The sequence below is a fragment of the Actinomadura rubrobrunea NBRC 15275 genome, assembly GCF_001552235.1.
Taxonomy (GTDB): domain Bacteria; phylum Actinomycetota; class Actinomycetes; order Streptosporangiales; family Streptosporangiaceae; genus Spirillospora; species Spirillospora viridilutea.
This window is the reverse complement of sequence record NZ_BCQU01000112.1, coordinates 1-21,318: the sequence shown is the minus strand read 5'-3', so window position 1 is coordinate 21,318 and position 21,318 is coordinate 1. Positions and strand designations below refer to the sequence as shown.

Annotated in this window: 16 protein-coding genes and 1 pseudogene; 11 read left to right on the top strand and 6 right to left on the bottom strand. The window is 73.3% G+C overall.

The window, feature by feature from the left end; translation table 11 throughout:
- Positions 1–241: 241 nt before the first annotated feature.
- A complete protein-coding gene (locus tag AR3_RS25635; protein ID WP_067917665.1) occupies positions 242–2,518 on the top strand; it encodes a protein translocase subunit SecDF in 2,277 nt (758 codons plus the stop codon).
- Between the two features lie 216 nt (positions 2,519–2,734).
- Here the strand turns inward: AR3_RS25635 and AR3_RS25630 are convergent, their stop codons facing one another.
- A complete protein-coding gene (locus AR3_RS25630) occupies positions 2,735–4,612 on the bottom strand; it encodes a glycoside hydrolase family 15 protein (protein ID WP_067917663.1) in 1,878 nt (625 codons plus the stop codon).
- Between the two features lie 319 nt (positions 4,613–4,931).
- Here AR3_RS25630 and ppdK point away from each other — a divergent pair, with 319 nt between their 5' ends.
- From ppdK to sigJ, 7 genes are all read left to right on the top strand, one after another.
- A complete protein-coding gene (ppdK, locus tag AR3_RS25625; RefSeq protein ID WP_067917661.1) occupies positions 4,932–7,640 on the top strand; it encodes a pyruvate, phosphate dikinase in 2,709 nt (902 codons plus the stop codon).
- 117 nt (positions 7,641–7,757) lie between these two features.
- The gene (locus AR3_RS25620) at positions 7,758–8,522 is read left to right on the top strand and encodes a YdcF family protein (RefSeq protein WP_067917659.1); all 765 of its coding nucleotides are present in this window, start codon (positions 7,758–7,760) and stop codon (positions 8,520–8,522) included.
- A 33-nt stretch (positions 8,523–8,555) separates the two neighbouring features.
- A complete protein-coding gene (locus tag AR3_RS25615; RefSeq protein WP_067917657.1) occupies positions 8,556–9,812 on the top strand; it encodes a deoxyguanosinetriphosphate triphosphohydrolase in 1,257 nt (418 codons plus the stop codon).
- A gap of 132 nt (positions 9,813–9,944) precedes the next feature.
- Positions 9,945–11,171, top strand: a complete 1,227-nt coding sequence (locus AR3_RS25610) for an NAD(P)/FAD-dependent oxidoreductase (protein ID WP_067917655.1) — start codon at positions 9,945–9,947, stop codon at positions 11,169–11,171.
- Positions 11,172–11,267: 96 nt separating this feature from the next.
- A complete protein-coding gene (locus tag AR3_RS25605; RefSeq protein ID WP_227023177.1) occupies positions 11,268–12,584 on the top strand; it encodes an MFS transporter in 1,317 nt (438 codons plus the stop codon).
- 82 nt (positions 12,585–12,666) lie between these two features.
- Positions 12,667–13,119: a GtrA family protein gene (locus AR3_RS25600; RefSeq protein ID WP_227023186.1), complete on the top strand. Its 453-nt coding sequence runs from the start codon at positions 12,667–12,669 to the stop codon at positions 13,117–13,119.
- A complete protein-coding gene (gene sigJ / locus AR3_RS25595) occupies positions 13,092–14,102 on the top strand; it encodes an RNA polymerase sigma factor SigJ (protein ID WP_083951985.1) in 1,011 nt (336 codons plus the stop codon). Before AR3_RS25600 ends, sigJ begins: the two co-directional genes overlap by 28 nt.
- 45 nt (positions 14,103–14,147) lie before the next feature.
- On the opposite strand, the gene AR3_RS25590 is transcribed toward sigJ, so the two are convergent.
- Positions 14,148–15,572, bottom strand: coding sequence for an LVIVD repeat-containing protein (locus AR3_RS25590; protein WP_227023178.1), 1,425 nt, complete (start codon positions 15,570–15,572; stop codon positions 14,148–14,150).
- Positions 15,573–15,759: 187 nt separating this feature from the next.
- Between AR3_RS25590 and AR3_RS25585 the strand changes: the two genes are divergently transcribed.
- Together AR3_RS25585 and AR3_RS25580 are read left to right on the top strand one after the other, a co-directional pair.
- Positions 15,760–16,437, top strand: coding sequence for a DUF305 domain-containing protein (locus AR3_RS25585; RefSeq protein WP_067917650.1), 678 nt, complete (start codon positions 15,760–15,762; stop codon positions 16,435–16,437).
- A gap of 127 nt (positions 16,438–16,564) precedes the next feature.
- The gene (locus AR3_RS25580; protein WP_067917648.1) at positions 16,565–17,032 is read left to right on the top strand and encodes a carboxymuconolactone decarboxylase family protein; all 468 of its coding nucleotides are present in this window, start codon (positions 16,565–16,567) and stop codon (positions 17,030–17,032) included.
- A gap of 73 nt (positions 17,033–17,105) precedes the next feature.
- Here AR3_RS25580 and AR3_RS25575 read toward each other — a convergent pair whose 3' ends face one another.
- The 3 genes and pseudogenes from AR3_RS25575 to AR3_RS25565 form a co-directional block, all read right to left on the bottom strand.
- Complete coding sequence (locus tag AR3_RS25575; protein WP_067917646.1) at positions 17,106–17,975, bottom strand: LLM class F420-dependent oxidoreductase; 870 nt, start codon at positions 17,973–17,975, stop codon at positions 17,106–17,108.
- Between the two features lie 66 nt (positions 17,976–18,041).
- On the bottom strand, positions 18,042–18,959 hold the full coding sequence (locus tag AR3_RS25570; RefSeq protein ID WP_067917643.1) for an aldo/keto reductase: 918 nt from the start codon (positions 18,957–18,959) through the stop codon (positions 18,042–18,044).
- 162 nt (positions 18,960–19,121) lie between these two features.
- Positions 19,122–20,082 (bottom strand): annotated as a pseudogene (locus AR3_RS25565) (ATP-binding cassette domain-containing protein); the annotation flags it as partial.
- Positions 20,083–20,197: 115 nt separating this feature from the next.
- Between AR3_RS25565 and AR3_RS25560 the strand changes: the two are divergent.
- Positions 20,198–20,599 (top strand): MerR family transcriptional regulator, encoded by a 402-nt coding sequence (locus AR3_RS25560; RefSeq protein WP_067917642.1) that lies wholly within the window; start codon positions 20,198–20,200, stop codon positions 20,597–20,599.
- Here AR3_RS25560 and AR3_RS25555 read toward each other — a convergent pair.
- On the bottom strand, positions 20,539–21,318 hold a 780-nt coding region (locus AR3_RS25555; RefSeq protein WP_157406775.1), incomplete at its 5' end, for an urease accessory protein UreD. The genes AR3_RS25560 and AR3_RS25555 overlap by 61 nt on opposite strands.

The window sequence follows — 21,318 nt, the reverse complement described above, 5'->3', positions numbered from 1 at the left end:
CGGAGCGCCGTCCGGCGCGGCGCATGCGGCCGTCCTGCCGACCGCCCCGCGCGCGGGCCTCCCCTCGCATGCCGTCGCGCGCCGTCCCGAGCCGACGACGCGCATGCCGTCCGCCGGGCGCGCCGTCGCGCGCGGCCGCGCCCCTCCGTGCTCCACGACGCTCCGGCCGATCTGACCCGACCGGCGCACGCCGGTGTCCGCGGTCCCTCGGAGAGGGCCGCAGTCCTCGTGGAGGTTTCCCTTGTCACGCGCCAACGCGGTGCGGGCGCTGGTGTCTCTGGCAGTGCTCGCCGCGTCCCTGTTCTACGCCCTGTCCCAGCCCGCCCGGCTCGGCCTCGACCTGCGCGGCGGCACCCAGATCGTCCTGGAGACCCAGGACGGGCCGCACGCCAAGGCCGACGCCGCGTCCACCGACCGCGCCAAGCAGGTGCTCGAACGCCGCGTCGACGCGCTCGGCGTGGCCGAGTCGTCGCTCACCCGGTCGGGGGAGCGGCGCATCATCGTCGAGCTGCCCGACGTGCAGGACCCGACCCGCGCCACCCAGGTGATCGGGAAGACCGCGCAGCTCACCGCGCACCCCGTCCGCGTCAACGACGGCAAGCCCGACAAGGAGAAGGGCGAGCAGCTGCTGCCCGACGAGCAGGGCGGGCAGATCCTCATCGGACCCGCCGCGCTGACCGGCGAGGGCATCGGCACCGCCGAGGCCGGGTTCGACCAGGAGAACCTCGGCGGCTGGTTCGTCACGGTCAAGTTCCGCGGCGACGGCGGCAAGATCTGGGAGCGGATCACCGCCCGCGCCGCCTGCGCCACCGGGGACGAACGCCGCATCGCCTTCGTCCTGGACGGCCAGGTCATCTCGTCCCCGCAGGTCACCCCGGAGGTGCCGTGCAACGTCGGGATCACCGGCGGCTCCACCCAGATCACCGGGGACTTCACCGCCAAGGAGGCGCGGGACCTGGCCGCGCTGATCCAGGGCGGTTCGCTGCCGGTGCCCGTGAAGATCATCGAGCAGCGGGTGGTCGGCCCCACCCTGGGCGCGGAGGCGATCGAGGCCAGCTGGAAGGCCGCCGTCATCGGCATCGTCCTCACCGGGCTGTTCATCATCGCCGTCTACCGGCTGGTCGGCGCGCTGAGCGCGGTCGCGCTGGCCTGCTACGCCCTGATCTCCTACGCCGCGCTCATCATGATCGGCGCGACGCTCACCCTGCCCGGCCTGGCCGGGTTCGTGCTGGCCATCGGCATGGCCATCGACGCCAACGTGCTGGCCTTCGAACGCGCCCGGGAGGAGTACCGGGCGGCGCGCCGGCGCGGCGTGCGCGCCGCCCTGGCCACCGGCTTCACCAAGGCCTGGTCGGCCATCGCCGACTCCAACATCACCACCCTGCTGGCCGCCGGGCTGCTGTTCTTCCTGGCCTCCGGCCCGGTGCGCGGCTTCGGCGTCACCCTCACCATCGGCGTGCTGGCCTCGTTGCTGTCGGCGATGGTGATCAGCCGCTTCCTCACCGAGACGGCCCTGTCCCGCCGGTGGATCGCGCGCCGCCCGGCGCTGACCGGCATCGGCGCCGTGGGCCGCCTGCGCACGTGGCTGGACCGCCGCGACCCGGACCTGATGCGGCACCGCCGCCTGTACCTGGTGATCTCCGGGCTGGTCGTGGTGCTCGCCCTGGCCGGCGTCTTCGTCCGCGGCCTCAACTTCGGCGTGGAGTTCACCGGGGGCCGCCTCATGGAGTACTCCACCAGCCGGACGGTCGACATCGACGACGCCCGCGCGGCCGTCTCGTCCGCCGGGTTCCCGCGCGCGGTGGTGCAGACGTCCGGCCAGGACAACATCTCCGTGCGCACCGAGGACCTCACCAACGAGGAGGAGAAGCGCATCCGGGACGCGCTGGCCGCCAAGGGCGGCACCGTCACCAAGGAGCGCGACGAGCTGATCGGCCCCACCCTGGGCGACGAGCTGCGCCGCAAGGCGCTGATCGCGCTGGGGGTGGCGCTCCTCGTCCAGCTGGCCTACCTGGCGTTCCGGTTCCGCTGGACGTTCGGCACGGGCGCGGTGCTGGCGATGTTCCACGACATCATCGTGGTGATCGGGGTGTTCGCCTGGCTCGGCAAGCCGATCGACGGGGTGTTCCTGGCCGCCCTGCTGACGATCATCGGGTACTCGGTGAACGACTCGGTGGTGGTGTTCGACCGCATCCGCGAGCTGTGGCGGGACGACCCCAAGGCGCCGTTCGCCCGCCTCGCCGGCCGCGGCGCCCTGCAGACCGTGCCCCGGACCGTCAACACCGGGATGGGCGCGATCTTCATTTTGGCCGCGCTGGCGCTGCTCGGCGGCGACTCGCTGACCGACTTCGCCATCGCGCTGCTGGTCGGGATCTGCGTCGGCACGTACTCCAGCGTGTTCACCGCCACGCCCTTGGCCGTGGTGCTGCAGCACTACAGCAAGACGCCCGCGCCGCACCCCAAGCGCCCGCAGCGGCCCGTCCGCCGCGAGTCCGGGGACTCCGGCGCCGTCCTCTAGGCGTCATCGAGGAGGTGGCAGGGAGAGGCGCGGCGGGGCTCGTTCCCGTCCACCCGGCGTCCCTCCGCGGGGCGCCGGGTGGACACCCGGATCTGATCACTACCGCCGCCGGCCGCGGCGCGGCGGCGGTTCCGGTGCCGTGTGATCGGTTCCGACGCCCCGTCCCGGGTGCCGTGGCCGGGCGGGATGGCGCCGAGCCCTGGCCACGGCGGGGGGTCAGGCCAGCGGGGGCTGGCGCTCGTACTCCTCGGCGCGGATGACCTGCATCACCGCGTTGATCAGCGCCAGGTGGGTGAACGCCTGGGGGAAGTTGCCCAGGTGGCGGCCGGTGTGCGGGTCGATCTCCTCGGCGTACAGCTGCAGCGGGCTGGCGTAGGAGAGCAGCTTCTCGCACAGGGCCTTGGCGCGGTCCAGTTCGCCGATCATCACCAGCGCGCTGACGAGCCAGAACGAGCAGATGGTGAACGTGCCCTCGTCGGAGTCGAAGCCGTCGTCGGTCTCCGACGGCCGGTACCGCAGCACCAGGTCGTCCTCGGTCAGCTCGTCGGCGATGGCGAGCACGGTCTCGCGGACCCGCTTGTCGTCGGCGGGCAGGAAGCCCAGCAGCGGGATGAGCAGCGCCGACGCGTCCAGGCTGGTCGCGCCGTAGTGGGCCACGAACACCCCGCGCTCGTCCAGGGCGTTGGCCAGCACGTCGGCGTGGATCTCGTCGGCCGCCTTCTGCCAGCGCTCGGCCATGGCGTGGTCGCCGCGGATGCGCGCCAGCCGGGCGCCGCGGTCGGCCGCCACCCAGCAGAACACCTTCGAGGAGGTGAAGTGCTGCGGCTCGCCGCGCACCTCCCACATGCCGCAGTCCGGCAGCCGCCAGTTGGCCAGCGCGTCCTCGACCTGCTTGACGACGATCTTCCACAGCCGGTCGTCCAGCCGGTCCCGCTTGCGCACGAACAGGTAGATGGAGCCGATGATGGCGCCCCACACGTCGTGCTGGGCCTGCATGTACGCCTCGTTGCCGATGCGCACCGGGCGGGCGTTGTCGTAGCCGGACAGGTGGTCGAGGGTCGTCTCGGGCAGCTCCTCGCGGCCGTCCAGCCCGTACATGATCTGCAGCTTGCCCTCGGCGGCCTCGGCCACGTCGGTGATGAAGTAGAAGAAGTCGTTGGCCTCCCAGTCGTACCCGAGGGTGTAGAAGGCCCACAGCGCCATCGTCGAGTCGCGGATCCAGGTGTACCGGTAGTCCCAGTTGCGGTCGCCGCCCGGGGTCTCCGGCAGGGACGTGGTCGCCGCGGCCGCCACCGCGCCCGACGGGGCGAACGTCAGCCCCTTGAGGGTGAGGGCGCTGCGCTGCAGGTGGCTGCGCCACGGGTGGTCGGGGAACTTGCCGCGGTCCAGCCAGTGCTGCCAGTGGTGCACCGTCCAGACCAGGCGCTCTTGGGCCTCCTCGTAGCTGTGCGGCGGCTCGTGCTCGCTCCACGACAGCGCGACGAACCGCGCGTCGCCCTGCTTGAGCAGGGTGCGGGCGGTGGCCAGCGACCCTTCGAAGCCGATGTTCATGTCGCTGGTCAGGCGCAGTGAGAGACCGTTGCCGCGCGCGACGGCCTCGTGGTAGCCGAGGCCGGTGTGCTCCCACTGCGCGGGCGCGCGTCCGTAGTCGAACACGGGCATGCAGTCCAGCCGGACCTGCACCTGCCCGTTGACGCAGCGCACCATGCGCAGCAGCACGTGGTCGGCGTCGTAGTCGGTGGGGGCGCGGCGGTGGGTGTGCGAGCGCTCGGTCTCGTGGTGCCAGGGCCCCATGAGGAGCGCGTCGGTGACCACCAGCCAGCCGCCGTGGACCCACCAGGTCGTCTCCAGCACCATGGTGCCGGGGATGTAGCGCCGGGCGGCGGGCACCTCCACCCCCGCCGGACCGACCCGGAAGTATCCGGCGTCCCGGTCCAGCAGGGAGCCGAAGACGCTCGGCGAGTCCATGCGGGGCAGGCACATCCATTCGATGTTGCCGCTCGGCGCGACCAGGGCGGTCGTCTCGCAGTCGGACAGGAACCCGAAATCGGCGATCGGGGCGAACGGGTCTCCAGCCCGGCCACCGGCGACCATCGGTCTCACAGCCTCACCTCCTCTTTCCATGATTCCCTCTGGTTTGCGGTGCGTAGACCATGCAACGGCCGTGGTTCCTTGGTCGTGTGTCGGTTATGTCCTGATTGGAATAGACCAGTGTGCTCGGTTTGACCTGCGTAAACGCACGCAGCGTAACGGAGTGACGAGCGGGCGTCGCACGCACGGGTACAGTCCCGGCAAACAGGGCAGGCGGTGCCGTTTCCGGCGGCGCCCGGGAGCGTACCGGGTCCATCCGAGGCCGCCGCCCGCCACCCCGCCGCAGGCCGCGCGGCGGGACCGGACCGCGAAGGAGGGGCCCGTGCCGAAACTGGTGTACGACTTCACCGAAGGCAACAAGGACCTGCGGGATCTGCTGGGGGGCAAGGGCGCCAACCTGGCCGAGATGACCAATCTCGGCCTGCCCGTCCCGCCGGGGTTCACCATCACCACCGAGGCGTGCCGCCACTACCTGGAGCACGGCGCGCTGCCCGACGGGTTGGCGGAGGAGATCGACGAGCACCTGTCGGCGCTGGAGGAGGCCATGGGCAAGCGCCTCGGCCAGCCCGACGACCCGCTGCTGGTCAGCGTGCGGTCCGGGGCCAAGTTCAGCATGCCCGGCATGATGGAGACCGTCCTCAACATCGGCCTCAACGACGCGTCGGTGGCCGGGCTCGCCGCCCAGTCCGGGGACGAGCGCTTCGCCTGGGACTCCTACCGGCGGCTCATCCAGATGTTCGGCAAGACCGTGCTCGGCGTCGACGGTGACCTGTTCGAGGACGCCGTGGACGCCGCCAAGAAGGCCAAGGGCACCGACCGGGACCTCGACCTGGACGCCGGCGACCTGCGCGGCCTGGTCGCCACGTTCAAGGACATCGTCCGCGAGCACGCCGGGCGCGACTTCCCCGCCGACCCGCGCGAGCAGATGGACCTGGCGATCAGGGCGGTGTTCGAGTCGTGGAACGCGCCCCGCGCGATCCTGTACCGGCGCCAGGAGCGCATCCCCGCCGACCTCGGCACCGCCGTCAACGTCTGCGCCATGGTGTTCGGCAACATGGGCATGGACTCGGGCACCGGCGTGGCCTTCACCCGCGACCCCGCGACCGGCCGCCAGGGCGTCTACGGCGACTACCTGCAGAACGCGCAGGGGGAGGACGTGGTCGCCGGCATCCGCAACACCGTGCCGCTGTCCGAGCTGGAACGCCTCAACCCCGCCGCCTACGCGGAGCTCCTGCGCATCATGGAGACGCTGGAGAACCACTACCGCGACATGTGCGACATCGAGTTCACGATCGAGCGCGGCAAGCTGTGGATGCTCCAGACCCGGGTCGGCAAGCGCACCGCCGCGGCCGCGTTCCGCATCGCCTGCCAGCTGCTCGACCAGGGCCTCATCGACGAGGACGAGGCCGTGGCCCGCGTCACCGGCGACCAGCTCGCCCAGCTGATGTTCCCCCGCTTCGACCAGGCCCAGGCCGACGGGAGCAAGCTGCTGACCACCGGCATGAACGCCTCGCCCGGCGCCGCCGTCGGCAAGGCCGTCTTCTCCTCCGAGCGGGCCGTGGAGCTGGCCGCCCGGGGCGAGGACGTCATCCTGGTGCGCCGCGAGACCAACCCCGACGACCTGGCCGGCATGGTCGCCGCCAGGGGCATCCTCACCTCCCGCGGCGGCAAGACCTCGCACGCCGCGGTCGTCGCCCGCGGCATGGGCAAGACCTGCGTGTGCGGCGCGGAGGAACTGGACGTCGACACCAAGGCCGCCCGCTTCACCGCCCCCGGCGGCGTCACCGTCGAGGAAGGCGAGGTCATCTCCATCGACGGCACCAGCGGCCGGGTCTACCTCGGCGAGGTGCCCGTCGAGGACTCCCCGGTGGTCAAGTACTTCGAGGGCGCGCTCGACCCCGCGCAGGCCGCCGCCGGGGACGAGGGGGACGAGCTCGTCCAGGCCGTGCACCGGATCATGAAGCACGCCGACGCGCGGGCGCGCCTGGGCGTGCGCGCCAACGCCGACACCCCCGAGGACGCCGCGCGGGCCCGCCGCTTCGGCGCGCGCGGCATCGGGCTGTGCCGTACCGAGCACATGTTCCTCGGCGACCGCCGCCGCCTGGTGGAACAGCTCATCCTCGCCGAGACCGACGACGAGCGGCGCGACGCCCTGGACGCGCTGGAGCCGCTCCAGCGCGCCGACTTCGAAGGCATCCTCGAAGCCATGGACGGGCTGCCCGTCACGATCCGGCTCATCGACCCCCCGTTGCACGAGTTCCTCCCCGACCTCACCGAGCTGTCGGTCAAGGTCGCTCTGGCGGGTGACGACGCCGACCCCCGGGACCGCAAACTGCTGGAGGCCGTCCGCCGGCTGCACGAGCAGAACCCTATGTTGGGACTGCGGGGCGTGCGCCTGGGTTTGGTGATTCCCGGGCTGTTTGCGATGCAGGTCCGCGCGATCGCCCATGCGGCCGCGCGGCGGCGCCGGGCGGGCGGCGATCCTCGACCGGAGATAATGATCCCGCTTGTGGGCGCCGTCCAGGAACTCGAGGCGGTGCGCGACGAGGCCCGGCGGGTGCTGGCCGAGGTCCGCGAGGAGACCGGGGTGGACGTGCCCGCGCTGATCGGCACCATGATCGAGCTGCCCCGGGCGGCGCTGACCGCCGGGCAGATCGCCGAGGCCGCCGAGTTCTTCTCCTTCGGCACCAACGACCTCACCCAGACCACGTGGGGCTTCTCCCGCGACGACGTGGAGGCGGCCTTCTTCTCCCGCTACCTGGAGCTCGGCATCTTCGGCGTGTCCCCGTTCGAGACCTTGGACCGCGAGGGGGTCGGCCGCCTGGTGCGCATCGCCGCCGAGGAGGGGCGCGCCGCCCGTCCGGACCTGAAGCTGGGCATCTGCGGCGAACACGGCGGCGACCCCGAGTCGGTGCACTTCTGCCACGAGGTCGGCCTGGACTACGTGTCCTGCTCGCCGTTCCGCGTCCCGGTCGCCCGGCTCGAGGCGGGACGCGCCGCGATCTCCGCGGTCGGCTCCGACAGCCGCTAGCCGCGAGCCGGCCGCCCGCCCTCCTCGGGGACGCCGCCCGCGTCCGGGCGGACACGGGGACGGAACCGGCGAACCCGCGACGCGCGCCCGGTCGTCTCAACTAGCGTGTCGAGCGAGATGACCTTGGAGATGGACGCGCCCGGCTCCGACCCGTCCGAGGGGGCCGACGAGGACGGCGGGCGGCGCGAGCGGCGAGGGCCCGAGGCGGACGGGGAGCGGCGGCCGGCGCGCGGCCGCCGCTCCCGCGCCTTCGTGATCGCGGTGAGCGCGCTGCTCGGGCTGCTGGCCGTGGCCGTGCTGACGCCGCTGACCGTGGCGGGGCGCGTGTGGTACCAGGCCCGCCAGGACGAGCGGCCCCGCTCGGACGCGATCATCGTGCTGGGCGCGGCGCAGTACAACGGGGTGCCCTCGCCCACCCTGCGGTGGCGGCTGCAGCACGCCCTGAACCTGTACCGGGACGGGGTGGCGCCGGTCATCGTCACCGTCGGCGGCAAGCGGCCGGGCGACGCCTACACCGAGGCCGACTCCGGGAAGCGGTGGCTGGTGGAGCGCGGCGGGGTGCCCGCCGACCGGGTGGTGTCCGTGCCCGTCGGCGGCGACACGCTGGAGAGCATGCGGGCGGTGGGCCGCGAGTACCGGCGGCGCGGATGGCGCACCGGCGTGATCGTGACCGACCCGTGGCACGGCCTGCGCTCCAAGCGGATGGCGGCCGACAACGGCATCGAGGCGGCCTCGTCCCCGACCCGCAGCGGCCCGAGCGTGCAGACCCGCGAGACGCAGTTCCACTACATCGTCCGGGAGACCGGCGGCTACCTGTCGTACGTGCTCTTCGGGAAGAGCATCCGGGACCCTCGGGAAACGATCAAGTCCGCATCCGGGTGAGGGCGTCCGGCGCGGCCTACCCTGGATGGGGCGATGAGGAATTATTCAGAGCGCGACCAGGAGCGATGGGCCCCCGAGCCGCCCAAGCGCCGCGACCGCACCGCCTTCGAACGGGACCGGGCGCGCGTGCTGCACAGCGCCGCGCTGCGGCGGCTGGCCGCCAAGACCCAGGTGGCCTCGCCCGGCGCGCACGCCGAGGAGCACGGGCAGAGCCTGCGCACCCGGCTGACCCACTCGCTGGAGTGCGCCCAGATCGGCCGGGAGCTCGGCAAGTCCCTCGGCTGCGACCCCGACCTGGTGGAGACCGCCTGCCTGGCCCACGACATCGGGCACCCGCCGTTCGGGCACAACGGGGAGGCCGCCCTGGACGTGGTCGCCCGCGACTGCGGCGGCTTCGAGGGCAACGCGCAGAGCCTGCGCGTGCTGACCCGGCTGGAGCCCAAGTCGTTCGCGCCCGCCGGCCCGCCGCTGTACGGCCGCAGCGTCGGGCTCAACCTCACCCGCGCCGCCCTCGACGCGTCCATGAAGTACCCGTGGACCCCGGACGAGGCCGTGAACGGCAAGTACGGGACGTACCTGGACGATCTCGCCGTGGCGCGCTGGGTGCGCGACGGCGCCCCGGCCGGGCGCGTCTGTTTCGAGGCGCAGGTCATGGACTGGAGCGACGACGTCGCGTACTCGGTGCACGACCTGGAGGACGCGCTCGTCGCCGGGCACGTCGACTTCGATCGCCTCGCCGACCCGGCCGAGCGCCGCCTGGTGTGCGCCACCGCCCGCAAGCTCTACTGCGACGACGCCGACCTGGACGAGCTGGAGGAGCGCTTCGCGCGCCTGCTGGCCGAGCCGTACTGGCCGGACCGCTACGACGGCACGCCGCGCGCCCTGGCCGCCCTGAAGAACCTCACCAGCACGCTGATCGGCCGGTTCTGCGTGGCCGCCGAGGAGGCGACCCGCGCCGCGTACGGCGACCGCCCGCTGACCCGGTACGGCGCCGACCTGATCGTGCCGCGGGAGCAGCGGCTGGAGTGCGCGCTGCTCAAGGGCGTCACCGCGCACTACGTGTGGATCAGCCACGAGGCCGTCCGGGCCCGCCAGCGCGAGCTGATCATGGAGCTGGCCGAGCTGATGCTGCGCGGCGCGCCGGACACGCTCGACCCGGCGTTCCGCGCCGCCTTCGAGGAGGCGCCTGACGACGCGGCCCGGCTGCGCGCGGTCGTCGACCAGATCGCCTCGCTCACCGACACCTCCGCGATCGCCCGGCACAAGGCGCTGTCGGGGCGCGCCGGTTAGCGGCGGCCGCCCGCGAGCGCCGCGCCGCGGCCCGTTCGTGGATCGTTCCTTGAAACGCCCGCGGGTGGCCCCTTGTCTCCTTCGGGGCACAGCAGTAGGCAGGCAAGTAGACGCCGTCCTCAGGAGGTCGCCATGCCCGAGGAGACCATCGTCATCGTCGGCGCGAGCCTGGCCGGCGCCAAGGCCGCCGAGACGCTGCGGGAGGAGCGCTTCGGGGGACGGGTGGTGCTGATCGGCGCGGAGGTCGAGCGGCCCTACGAGCGGCCGCCGCTGTCCAAGGGGTTCCTGCTCGGCCAGGAGCCGCGGGAGAAGGCGCACGTCCACGGGCCCGACTGGTACGAGCGCAACCGCGTGGAGCTGCGACTGGGCACGACCGTCACGGCCCTCGACCCGTCCCGGCACCGGGTGACGCTCGCCAGCGGCGAGGAGATCGGCTACGACCGGCTGCTGCTGGCCACCGGGGCGTCCCCGCGCCGGCTGGAGGTGCCCGGCTCCCGGCTCCAGGGCCTGTACTACCTGCGGACGATGGCCGACGCGGCGGCCCTGCGCGAGGCGATCGCGCCGGGCGGGCGCCGCGTGGTGGTGGCGGGCGCCGGCTGGATCGGCCTGGAGACCGCGGCCGCGGCCCGCGCCTACGGCAACGAGGTGACGGTGATCGAGCCGGAGCCGACGCCGCTGCACGCCGCGCTCGGGCCCGAGGTGGGCGGGCTGTTCGCCGACCTGCACCGCCGGCACGGCGTCATCCTGCGGCTGGACGAGGGCGTGGCGGGGTTCTGGGGCGCCGGGCAGGTGTCGGCGGTGGTGACCACGGGCGGCGCGGAGATCCCCGCGGACGTGGTGATCGTGGGCATCGGGGTGCGGCCCAACACCGAGCTGGCCGAGCGGGCGGGCCTGGAGGTGTCGGACGGCGTGCTGGTCGACCAGTCGCTGCGCACGTCCGACCCCGACGTCTTCGCCGCCGGGGACGTGGCCGCCGCCTACCATCCGCTGCTCGGCCGCCGCCTGCGCGTGGAGCACTGGGCCAACGCGCTGAACGGCGGACCGGCCGCGGCGCGGGCGATGCTCGGGCAGGAGGTCTCCTACGACCGCATCCCCTACTTCTTCACCGACCAGTACGAACTCGGCATGGAGCTGTCCGGCCTGCCGACGCCGGGCGAGTACGACGAGGTGGTGTACCGGGGCGACGTGGCGGGCCTGGAGTTCATGGCGTTCTGGCTGTCCGGCGGGCGCGTGGTCGCCGGGATGAACGTCAACGTGTGGGAGGTCGCCCGGGACGTCCAGGCGCTGATCCGCTCCGGCGAGCCGGTCGACCGGGGGCTGCTGGCCGATCCCAAGGTGCCGCTGGCCGAGCTGCTGTAGGGGCCGTCCGCGGCGGACGCGGCCGCCCCCGCTGGGTGATCGCTTGCGCGGGGGAGGGGACGCCGGCCCGGGGGTAAGGCGCGTACAGTCTGCGTGGTGGTGACTGTGACGGCGGCCGGGACGCTCCGCCGGGCACGGCTGGCGGTGACCGTCGCGTTCGTCGCGCACGGTCTGGTCGGCTCCGCCTGGGTGGCGCGGATCCCTCAGGTCAAGGAGCATCTGGGACTGAGCGAGGGCGCCCTCGGCGTGGCGCTGCTCGGCGCACCGGCGGGAGTGGTCGTGGCGGTGCGCTTCGCCGGGTCGGTCGTCGCGCGGTGGGGCAGCCGCGCCACGACCATGGCGGCCGGGGCCGCGGGGGCGCTGGCGCTGGTCCCGATGGGCCTGGCCGGGAACCTGGCCGCGCTGGTCGCCGCGCTGGTGCTGTTCGGCGCCTCGCTGGGCCTGATGGACGTGGCGATGAACGTCCAGGGGGTGGCCGTCGAACGCGGCCTGGGCCGGCCGATCATGTCCGGGCTGCACGGCGCGTACAGCATCGGCACCCTGCTGGCGGCGCTGGTCGGCTCCGGACTGGCGCATCTGGGCGTCCCGGTGCCGGTGCACCTGTCGGCGGCGGCGCTCCTGCTGGCGGCGCTGGTGCTGGCGGGCTGCCGAGGGCTGTTGGACCGATCCGCCGACGACCCGTCCGATCCGGACGCCGGCCCGTCCGGGCCCGCCGATCCCGCCGAGCCCGCCGCCGAGGCGTCGAAGTCCGCCGGCGCGTCGGAGGCCGGCTGCGCGTCCGGCGCCCGCGGCGCCGCCCGGGAGACCGCCCGGGAGCCGGCCCGGAAGGCCGCGCGCAGGGCCCAGGCGGAGGCGGTGCGCGGCGGACGGCGCATGCTGGCCCTGCTCGGGCTCATCGGGCTGTGCTCGTTCGTGGGCGAGGGCGCGATGGCCGACTGGAGCGCCGTCTACCTGCGCGAGACGCTGCACAGCGGGCCCGGCGTGGCGGGCCTGGGCTACGCGGGGTTCGCCGTCGCGATGACGGTGGGCCGCCTGGCGGGCGACCGGGTGGTGGCGCGGTTCGGGCCGGTGCGCGTGCTGCGCGCGGGGGCCCTGCTGTCGGCGTTCGGGCTGGGCCTGGGGCTGGCGGCCGGCCACCCGGTCGCCGCGATCATCGGGTTCACGCTGTTCGGCGTGGGCATCGCCCCCGTGGCGCCGGTCACCTTCAGCGCCGCGGGCAACCTGCCCGGCGTGCCCGCGGCGGACGGCATCTCCCGGGTGACGGGCGTCGGGTACCTCGGTCTGCTGGGCGGCCCGCCGGTCATCGGGTTCGTGGCGCAGGCGGTCGGGCTGACCGGCGCGCTGTGCGTGCCGGTCGCGCTGGTCGCCGCGATCGCGGTGTCCGCGCGCGCCACCGCCACGGCCGCGCGCTGATCGGCCTTTCGATCGATCTTTCCTTCCGGGGCGCGTGGGGTGCACGGTTCGTCCTCCGGTAAGGTCTGGGCGAGTGAGCACCATGCAGCGGTCCCGGCCGGTCGACGCGGCGTCCGCGGACGTCCCGCACCGGCCCTTCGTGCGGGAGCTGCTCAGCTTCGGGTTCGTCGGGTGCGTCGGCACGGTGATCATGATCGGCGGGGCCAACGTCCTGCGGCACCTGCTCGGCGGCGGCCCGATCGTCAGCGTGGTGCTGCCCACCGTCGCCTCGACGCTGGTGTCGTACCTGGCCAACCGCCACTGGACGTTCCGGCACCGCGACAGCACCGGCTCCGGCCGCGAAGTGGCGATCTTCTTCGGGCTCAACGGCGTCGGCCTGCTGATCCAGACGGCCTGCACCGGCTTCACCTACTACACGCTCGGCCTGCACAGCGGGGTCGCCTACAACGCCGGGCTGCTGGCGGGGCTGGCGCTGGCGTCGGCCTTCCGCTACTGGTCGTACCGCAAATGGGTGTTCACGCCCGCGGCGGCGTGACGCGGCGTCCCGCGCGGGCGGCGGGCGACACGGTGGACGACGCGGTGGACGACGCGGCGCGGGCCCGGCTCGACGCCGAGTGGCCGAAGCACCGCCCCGCGGTGTTCGGCGCGGCCTACCGCATCACCGGCAGCGTGGCCGACGCCGAGGACGTCGCCCAGGACGTGTGGCTGCGCGCGGCCTCCGCCGCGTCGCTGGCCGAGGTCCGCGATCTGCGCGCCTGGCTGGTCACCGTGGCCGCGCGCCGCGCCTACGACCTGCTGACCTCGGCCCGCGCCCGGCGCGAGGACTACGTCGGGCCGTGGCTGCCCGAACCGCTGCTGACCGGTCCGGACGCCGCCGAGCCGGTGCTCGTCGACGACACCGTCGGGATCGCGATGCTGCTGGTGCTGGAGCGGCTGACGCCGCCCGAGCGGGTCGCGTTCGTGCTGCGCCAGGCGTTCGAGGCGCCCTACGAGCAGATCGCCGAGGTCCTGGGCAAGAGCCCCGCGGCCTGCCGCCAGCTCGTCTCGCGGGCCGGACGCAAGATCGCCGCCGCCGGGCCGTCGGCCGCGGCCGGACGGCGGGCGTCCCGGGCCGAGCGCGAGCGGGTGGTCGGCGCCTTCCGCGCCGCCGCCGAGAGCGGCGACGGCGCCGCGCTGCTGGCCCTGCTGGACCCGGACGCCACCTACACCACCGACGGCGGCGGGAAGACGTTCGCCGCGCGCAAGGTCATCGCCGGGGCGGAGCGGATCGCGACCGTGCTGGTGCGGGTGACCGCCAAGCTCCAGATCACGCTGGCGCCCGTCGAGGTCAACGGCGGGCCCGGGCTGCTGGTGTACAGCTTCGGGCGGCTGATCGGCGTCGACGCCGTCGAGGTGGCGGACGGCCGCGTCACCGCGATCCGCCGCGTCCTCAACCCCGACAAGCTCGCCGGCCTGCGGCACGCGCCCGAGTCCCGGCGCGCAGAAGGCCCCCGGCGGGGCCGGGGGCCTTCCCGCTGACCGCGTGCTCCGGCGGACCGGTCCGGGGACCGGTCCTCGGGCCGGTCAGCGGCCGAAGTAGTCGGGCTGCGACTGGACGTTCAGCACATCCAGCTTGACGCGCTTGCCGGGGTTGGTGCGCATGTCGCGGATGTCGAGGACGTCCATGCCCTTCTGGATGTCGTTGGAGTAGATGTAGCCGTTGTAGTAGTACGCCGACCACGAGCCGCCCACGATGAGCTCGGAGTCGCTCAGCGGCCCGCGCTCGAACCAGCCGATCTCCTTGGGCCTGCGGGAGTCGGTGAAGTCCCACACCGAGACGCCGCCCTGGTACCAGGCCTGGACCATGATGTCGCGGCCCTTGACGGGGATCAGCGAGCCGTTGTGGGCCACGCAGTTCTCGGTGTCGGCGTTCGCCCGCGGGATCTTGAAGTAGCTGCGGAAGACCAGCCGGCGCTTGTCGCCCTTGCCGACGATGTCGTAGACGGCGTCGGCGCCCTTCTCCTGGCCGATCGCGGCGTTGCAGGTGGCCGCGCCGCCGCCGCCGAGCTCGTCGGTGAAGACGACCTTGGTGGCGCTGTTGTTGAACGTCGCCGAGTGCCAGAACGCGAAGTTCTCGTCGTCGCGGACGCTGTGGATGATCCGCGGCTTGACCCGGTCGGAGATGTCGAACAGCACGCCGTCGCCCATGCACGCCCCGGCCATGAGGTTCTTGGCCGGGTAGGCGGTCAGGTCGTGGCAGCCGGTGGTCGCCGACGTGCCCTCGGGGTAGGGCCGCCCGTCACCGGGGTTGCCGCCGTCGGGGAACAGCACCGGCTCGGCCACCACCTTGGCCGCCTGCGGGTGCTTCAGCGGCACCTTGATGATCGAGATCAGGTCGTGCGGCGGCTGGCAGTCGGGGTAGGCGGAGTTGGGCGAGTACGACGAGACGTAGATGTACACCTCGTCGCGCTTGCCCGGGACCAGCGTGTTGGTGTGCGAACCGCACTTGGTCTCGACGGACTTGACGTAGCGCGGGTTGCGCACGTCGCTGATGTCGAAGATCTTGATGCCCTCCCAGGCCGACTTCTCGCTGGCCGGCATGGGCTGCGACTGGCAGGAGTCGTCGCTGCGCGAGCTGTCGGTGGACAGGAACAGCAGGTTCCCGGCGATCGACACGTCGTTCTGCGACCCGGGGCACCGCACCACGGTCACGATCTTCGGCTTGGCCGGCTTGCTGATGTCGTAGACCGTGAAGCCCTCGTAGTTGCCGCCGAAGGCGTACTTGCCCTTGAAGGCCCAGTCCGAGTTGAGGGCCGAGGTCGAGGCGAACGGCGCGGGCTTGGGGATGTTCGCCACGTGGTGCATGTTGCGCGACTTGGCGATCTCGTCCACGCCCAGGGTGTCGGCCGCGGCCGTGGGCGCCGCGGCGGCTGATCCGGCCAGCGCGAGCGCCGCGAGGGTTCCCACCAGTGTTCGTCGCTTGGGTCTGCGTCCAGGGAGCAGCGCCACCCTCACTCCTTAATGTGTCCAAAATCCCCCGACGGTAGGTGATCAACCGGAGTATGAACCGAACTGAGCCTTTTGCATAGATCTGCATGGATCTGTGAGCTTTCTGAGATCAAACTCTCTTCCGTGCCGACGGCGGTCCGGGCTACCGTCCGGAATGTCCACGCGGCGGGTCGAAGTGGGGAATCGAATGCGCAACTGGACGCGGTACCGGATCGCGGTGCTGGCCGTGGCGGCGGCCGCGGCCGCCCTGGGCGGATGCAGCGGCGGCGACGACTCCGGCGACCGGGCCGCGCCCAAGGCCACCGTGCTGATGCCGGGACGGCCGGGGGAGGACAACAAGACCGCGGTGGTCGGGCCGTCCACGCCGTCCCCGCCCACGGCCGCGGAGATCCGCTTCGTGGAGATGATGATCCCGCACCACCGGCAGGCGATCGAGATGGCCGCGCTGGCCCCCGAGCGGGCCTCCGACCGGCAGATCAAGGCGATGGCCGAGCGCATCGACGCGGCGCAGAACGCGGAGATCTCGGCCATGCAGAGCTGGTTGAAGCGGCACGGCCGGGGGACGGGGACGGGCCACGCCGGGCACGGCGCGCACGGCGCCGCCGCCTCGCCGTCGGCGTCCGCCCACGCCGGCATGCCGGGCATGGCGACGCCGCAGCAGATGGAGCAGCTCCGGCAGGCCCGCGGCAAGGACTTCGACCGGCTGTTCGTCGACCTGATGGTCGCCCACCACCAGGGCGCGCTGACCATGGTCCAGGACGTGCTGGACCGCGGCACCGACGTCACCGTCCAGCAGCTCGCGCGGGACATCCAGTCCACCCAGCAGGCCGAGATCAACCGGCTGCGCGCCCTGCGGGACGGCTGAGCCCCCGCGACGGCCGGACACAGCCGACCGGCGCGGCGAACGGGACGCGGCGGCATTCGCCGTCACAGGCGGCCGGGCGGCGTCGTCTCCCTGGCGACCGCTGAGCGAGCGCATGAAGGGAACGACGATGAAACAGCGTCTCAACCTGGCCGAGGCCGCCCCGGACGTCTACCGGGCCCTCTCGCAGGTCGAGGGCATGCTGCGCGAATCGGGGCTGGACCCGCTGCTGCGGCACCTGGTCAAGCTCCGCGCCTCCCAGATCAACGGCTGCCTGTTCTGCGTCGACATGCACGCGCACGAGGCGCTGAACGACGGCGAGACCCCCGACCGGATCTTCCAGCTGCCGGCGTGGCGGGAGTCGGAGCTGTTCACCGAGGCGGAACGGGCCGCGCTCGCCTACACCGAGTCCGCCACCCGGCTCGGCGAGGACGGCGTGCCGGACGAGGTGTGGGACCGGATGGCCGCGCACTTCTCCCAGCGGGAGCAGGCCGCGCTGGTCGCGGTCGTCGCGATGATCAACTTGTGGAACCGGATCGCCGTGCCGACCCGCGCGCGTCCCCCGGCCCGGCCCGTCCCCGAGGCGAGGGCGTCGTAAGGCGCGGAGCCGTCGCGCAGCACGGGCGGGGCCGCCGGGACCGGACCCCCGCGTCCCGGCGGCCCCGCCGCGCTCAGCGCCCGGCGGGCGTGATCTTCGCGACCTGGGCGAGCGCCTCGCCGAGCACCCCGGCGAGGTCCTCCCCGGTGCGCTGGGAGTAGATCACGTGGTCGACGCCCGCCTCGGCGAGCCGGCCCGCCGTGTCCACGACCTGATCGACCGAGGGACGGCCGCGCATGAACGTCAGCGAGGTCTTCTCGATCTCGGCGTAGTCGCGGCCCTCCCGCTCGCAGTGCCCGCGCAGCACGTCGAGCTTCCGCGGCAGCTCGTCGGAGTCGAAGATGTTGCAGGCGTCGGCGTACTTGGCGACGAACCGCAGCGTCTTCTTCTCCCCGGTGCCGCCGACCAGGATCGGCGGGTGCGGGCGCCGCACCGGCCGCGGAACGTTCAGCGGACGCTCCAGGCGGTAGTGCCCGCCGTCGAAGGGGCTCTCGTCGCCCCGCCACATCTGGTGGGCGATCCGCAGCGTCTCCTCGAGCCGCTCGAACCGCTCGGCCGTCGGCGGGAACGGCACGCCGAGCCCGCGCGACTCCTCCTCGTTCCAGGCGGCGCCGATCCCCAGCCAGGCCCGGCCGCCGGACAGCACGTCCAGCGTCGTCACCGTCTTCACCAGGACGCCCGGGTGCCGGTAGACGACGCCGGTGACCAGGGTGCCCAGCGTGATCTTCTCGGTGAGCGCCGCCGCGTACGCCAGCGCCGTATAGGCCTCCAGCATCGGCTCCTCCGCCGGGCCGACCACGGGGATCTGGAAGAAGTGGTCCATCACCCAGAACGAGTGCAGACCCGCCTGGTCGGCGTCACGGGCGATGCGCCCGTACTCGGCGGCGATCCGCTCCGGTCCGCCCGGGAAGGTGAAGCTGGGGACCTGCAGTCCGATGCGCATGAGGAGTCCTCTGTTTCTCGCTGCGGCACTTGCCCTTGCACTCTCCGACCTGGAGCGCGCTCCAGGTCAACCCGCCGCGGCCGAATCGAGTCGTTCCCTCAGCTCGGCGGGCAATGTCAGCTCGGCCGCGCCCAGCATCTCCTCCACCTGGGCCACCGTGCTGACGCCCACGATGGGGATCACCGGCGGGTCGCCGCCCATCAGCCAGGCGAGCACCACCTGGTTGGGCGTGGCGCCCAGCTCGTCGGCGACCGACCGCAGCACGGCCAGCCTCCGCTCGTTGGCCGGGCACCGGTAGGCCTCGTGCAGCGGCTTGTCGGCGCGGGTGTAGCCGCCCGCGAGCAGCGCGTTGTAGACCCACAGCCGCATGCCCTCGGCCCGGACGTAGTCGAGCAGCTCGTCGGTGACGAGGTAGTGCCCGATGTCGGCGAGCGGCACGCCCGGCTGAGGCTGGAGGTAGGTGTAGCGGTACTGGAGGTCGTCCCAGCGGGGCTCGCCGAGCGCCCGTGCCCGCTCCAGCCGCCATAGTGCGTGGTTGCTGGCGCCGAGCCGGCCGACCGTGCCCTCGCGCACCAGGTCGCCGAACGCGCCCATGGTCTCCTCCAGCGGCACCGTCCGGTCCTCGATGTGCGCCCAGTACACGTCGATCCGGTCGGTGCCGAGCCGCCGCAGGCTGCCCTCGACCGCCGCCCGGATCGCCTTCTCCGACAGCCCTTCGGTGTTCTCCAGGCCCATGCCGGGCGCCGTCGGCCGCGCCCCGACCTTGGTGCCGAGCACCACCTGGTCCCGCTTCTTGCGGCTGGCCAGCCAGCGCCCGAGCACGGTCTCGCTCTCGCCGCCGACCCCGCCGGTCAGCCAGAACGCGTAGTTGTTCGCCGTGTCGATCATCGTCCCGCCCGCCTCGGTGAAGCGGTCGAGGATGGCGAACGAGGTCTCCTCGTCCACCTTGGTTCCGAACCACATTGCTCCAAGCGCGATCTCCATGAGCGCACATCCTTGACGCTGGAGCGCGCTCCAGGTCAAGCCCGATCCGAAAGATCCGGCCGGAGCGGCAGCGGCGGCGCCCGCGCGGCCGGGCGGACGGCGGTCGCGGGGGACCGGCGCCGGTGTCCGCCCGGAGGGGCGCGCTCCGCGGGGCGGCCGCCTTCACCGCAGGTATTCGCGGAGGTGGCGGGCGGTGAGGGTGTCGGCGGAGGCGACGAGCTCGGCGGGGGTCCCGGTGAAGACGACGCGGCCGCCGTCGCGGCCGGCGCCGGGGCCGAGGTCGATGATCCAGTCCGCGTGCGCCATGACCGCCTGGTGGTGCTCGATGACGATCACCGTGTTGCCGTCGTCGACCAGCCGGTCCAGCAGGGCCAGCAGCCGGTCGACGTCGGCCGGGTGCAGGCCGGTGGTGGGCTCGTCCAGCACGTAGACCATGCCCTTGTCGACCATGCCCTTGTCGGCCATGCGGACGGCCAGCATGAGGCGCTGCCGCTCGCCGCCGGACAGGGTGGTGAGCGGCTGGCCCAGGCTCAGGTAGCCCAGGCCCACGTCGCACATGCGGTCGAGGATGGCGCGCCTGCCCGGAGGTGAAGAAGTCGCGGGCCTCGGCCGCCGACATGGCCGGCACCTCGCTGATGTTCTTGCCGCCCAGCGTGTACCCGAGCACCTCGGGCGTGAACCGCCTGCCCTCGCACTCTTCGCAGACGGTGGTGACCCCGGCCATCATCGCCAGGTCGGTGTAGACGAGGCCGATGCCTTTGCAGTCGGGGCAGGCGCCCTCGGAGTTGGCGCTGAACAGCGAGGCCCGCACCCCGTTGGCCCTGGCGAACGCGGCGCGGATCGAGTCGGGCAGGCCGGTGTAGGTCGCCGGGTTGCTGCGCCGGGAGCCGCGGATCGGGGACTGGTCGACCACGACGACGCCGTCGCGGCCGGGCAGCGAGCCGTGGATGAGCGAGCTCTTGCCGGAACCGGCCACACCGGTGACGACGGTGAGCACGCCGAGCGGGATGTCCACGTCGACGTTCTCGCCACCGACGGGTCGTCCAGCTCGCGGACGAACTCGGCCAGGTCGGTGATCTGCTTCGAGGACGAGGACGCCCCCTACCTGGTGCAGGAGGCCACCGAGGTCTTCGAGGCCGGACTGGCGCTGGTCTTGGACGGGATCGAGGCCCGGATGGGCCGCGGGCGCGGGCGAAGCGATTGACCTGGAGTGCGCTCCAGGTGGCACTCTGGGGCCCGTGAAGCTCTACTCCCCGGCCGAGACCGCCGCCAAGAGCGGCTTCAGCATCGACACACTGCGGTACTACGAGAAGATCGGGCTGCTGTCGGGGATCGCGCGCGACGCCGCCGGCCGCCGCGTCTTCACCGAAGCGGACCTGGCGTGGCTGGGCATGCTGCGCTGCCTGCGCGACACCGGCATGCCGATCGCCGAGCTGCGGCGCTACGCCGAGCTGATGCGCGGAGGCGACGAGACCTTCCGGGAGCGCGTGGCGCTGCTCAAGGCGCACGACCGCCGCGTCGAGGAGCAGATCGCCCAGCTCCGCGAGCAGCAGCGGAAGATCCAGGGGAAGATCCGCTATTACGAGCAGGAATCCGGGGTCTCCGCGCCCCGGAAGGCCGCCGCGGAAGCCGTCTCCTGATCCGCCGGGAGGCCGCGCGGGGCGGTCTCTCCGCGAGCGCGCGCCGCGACGCGCTCGCCGCGGGCGAGGCGGCGGCGGAGCAGGGCCGCGTCGGGAGCGACGGCCGTGATCAGCACGCCCGACGGATGCGCGAGCGGCAGGACCGCCAGCCCGTCCTCGACATGCGCCTCGCGGGCCAGACCGGGCCGCACGAGCAGCACGCTGCCGGCGGCCCCGGCGTCCCCGAGCACCGCGCGGGCGCCGTGCCCGTCCCCGACGCGCAGCTCGTGGCGCAGCAGCGGCGTCCGCCCGATCGCGACGTCGAGCCGGCCGCGCAGCCGTCCGGGCCGTTCGCCGTGGCGGCCCAGGACGATCTCCTCGCGCCAGCGGAGCGTCGCGTCCTCCGCGAGCGCGATCTCGGCGGCGGACCGGTGGTCGCATCCCGCGGCCGCCACCGTCGGCTCCGGCGCGAAGTCCAGGCGGGCGCCGGGGCCGACCCGCGCCCGCACGGTAAGGCGCGACGTCCCGTCCCCCGGCAGCACGAGCGCGGCCGCCGCCGAACGCACCGCCAGCCGCGCGCCCGGGCCGACGGCGACGTCGAGCTCCAGGACGTCGCCGCCCAGCGGGCCGGCCGCCGCGCCGACCAGGTGGACGCCCTCGGCGGTCTCGCGCAGCGCCAGCGGCCCGTCCGACCGCAGCCGCGTGCAGCGCGTCCGCCCGTGGGCGTCGCGTTCGGCGGC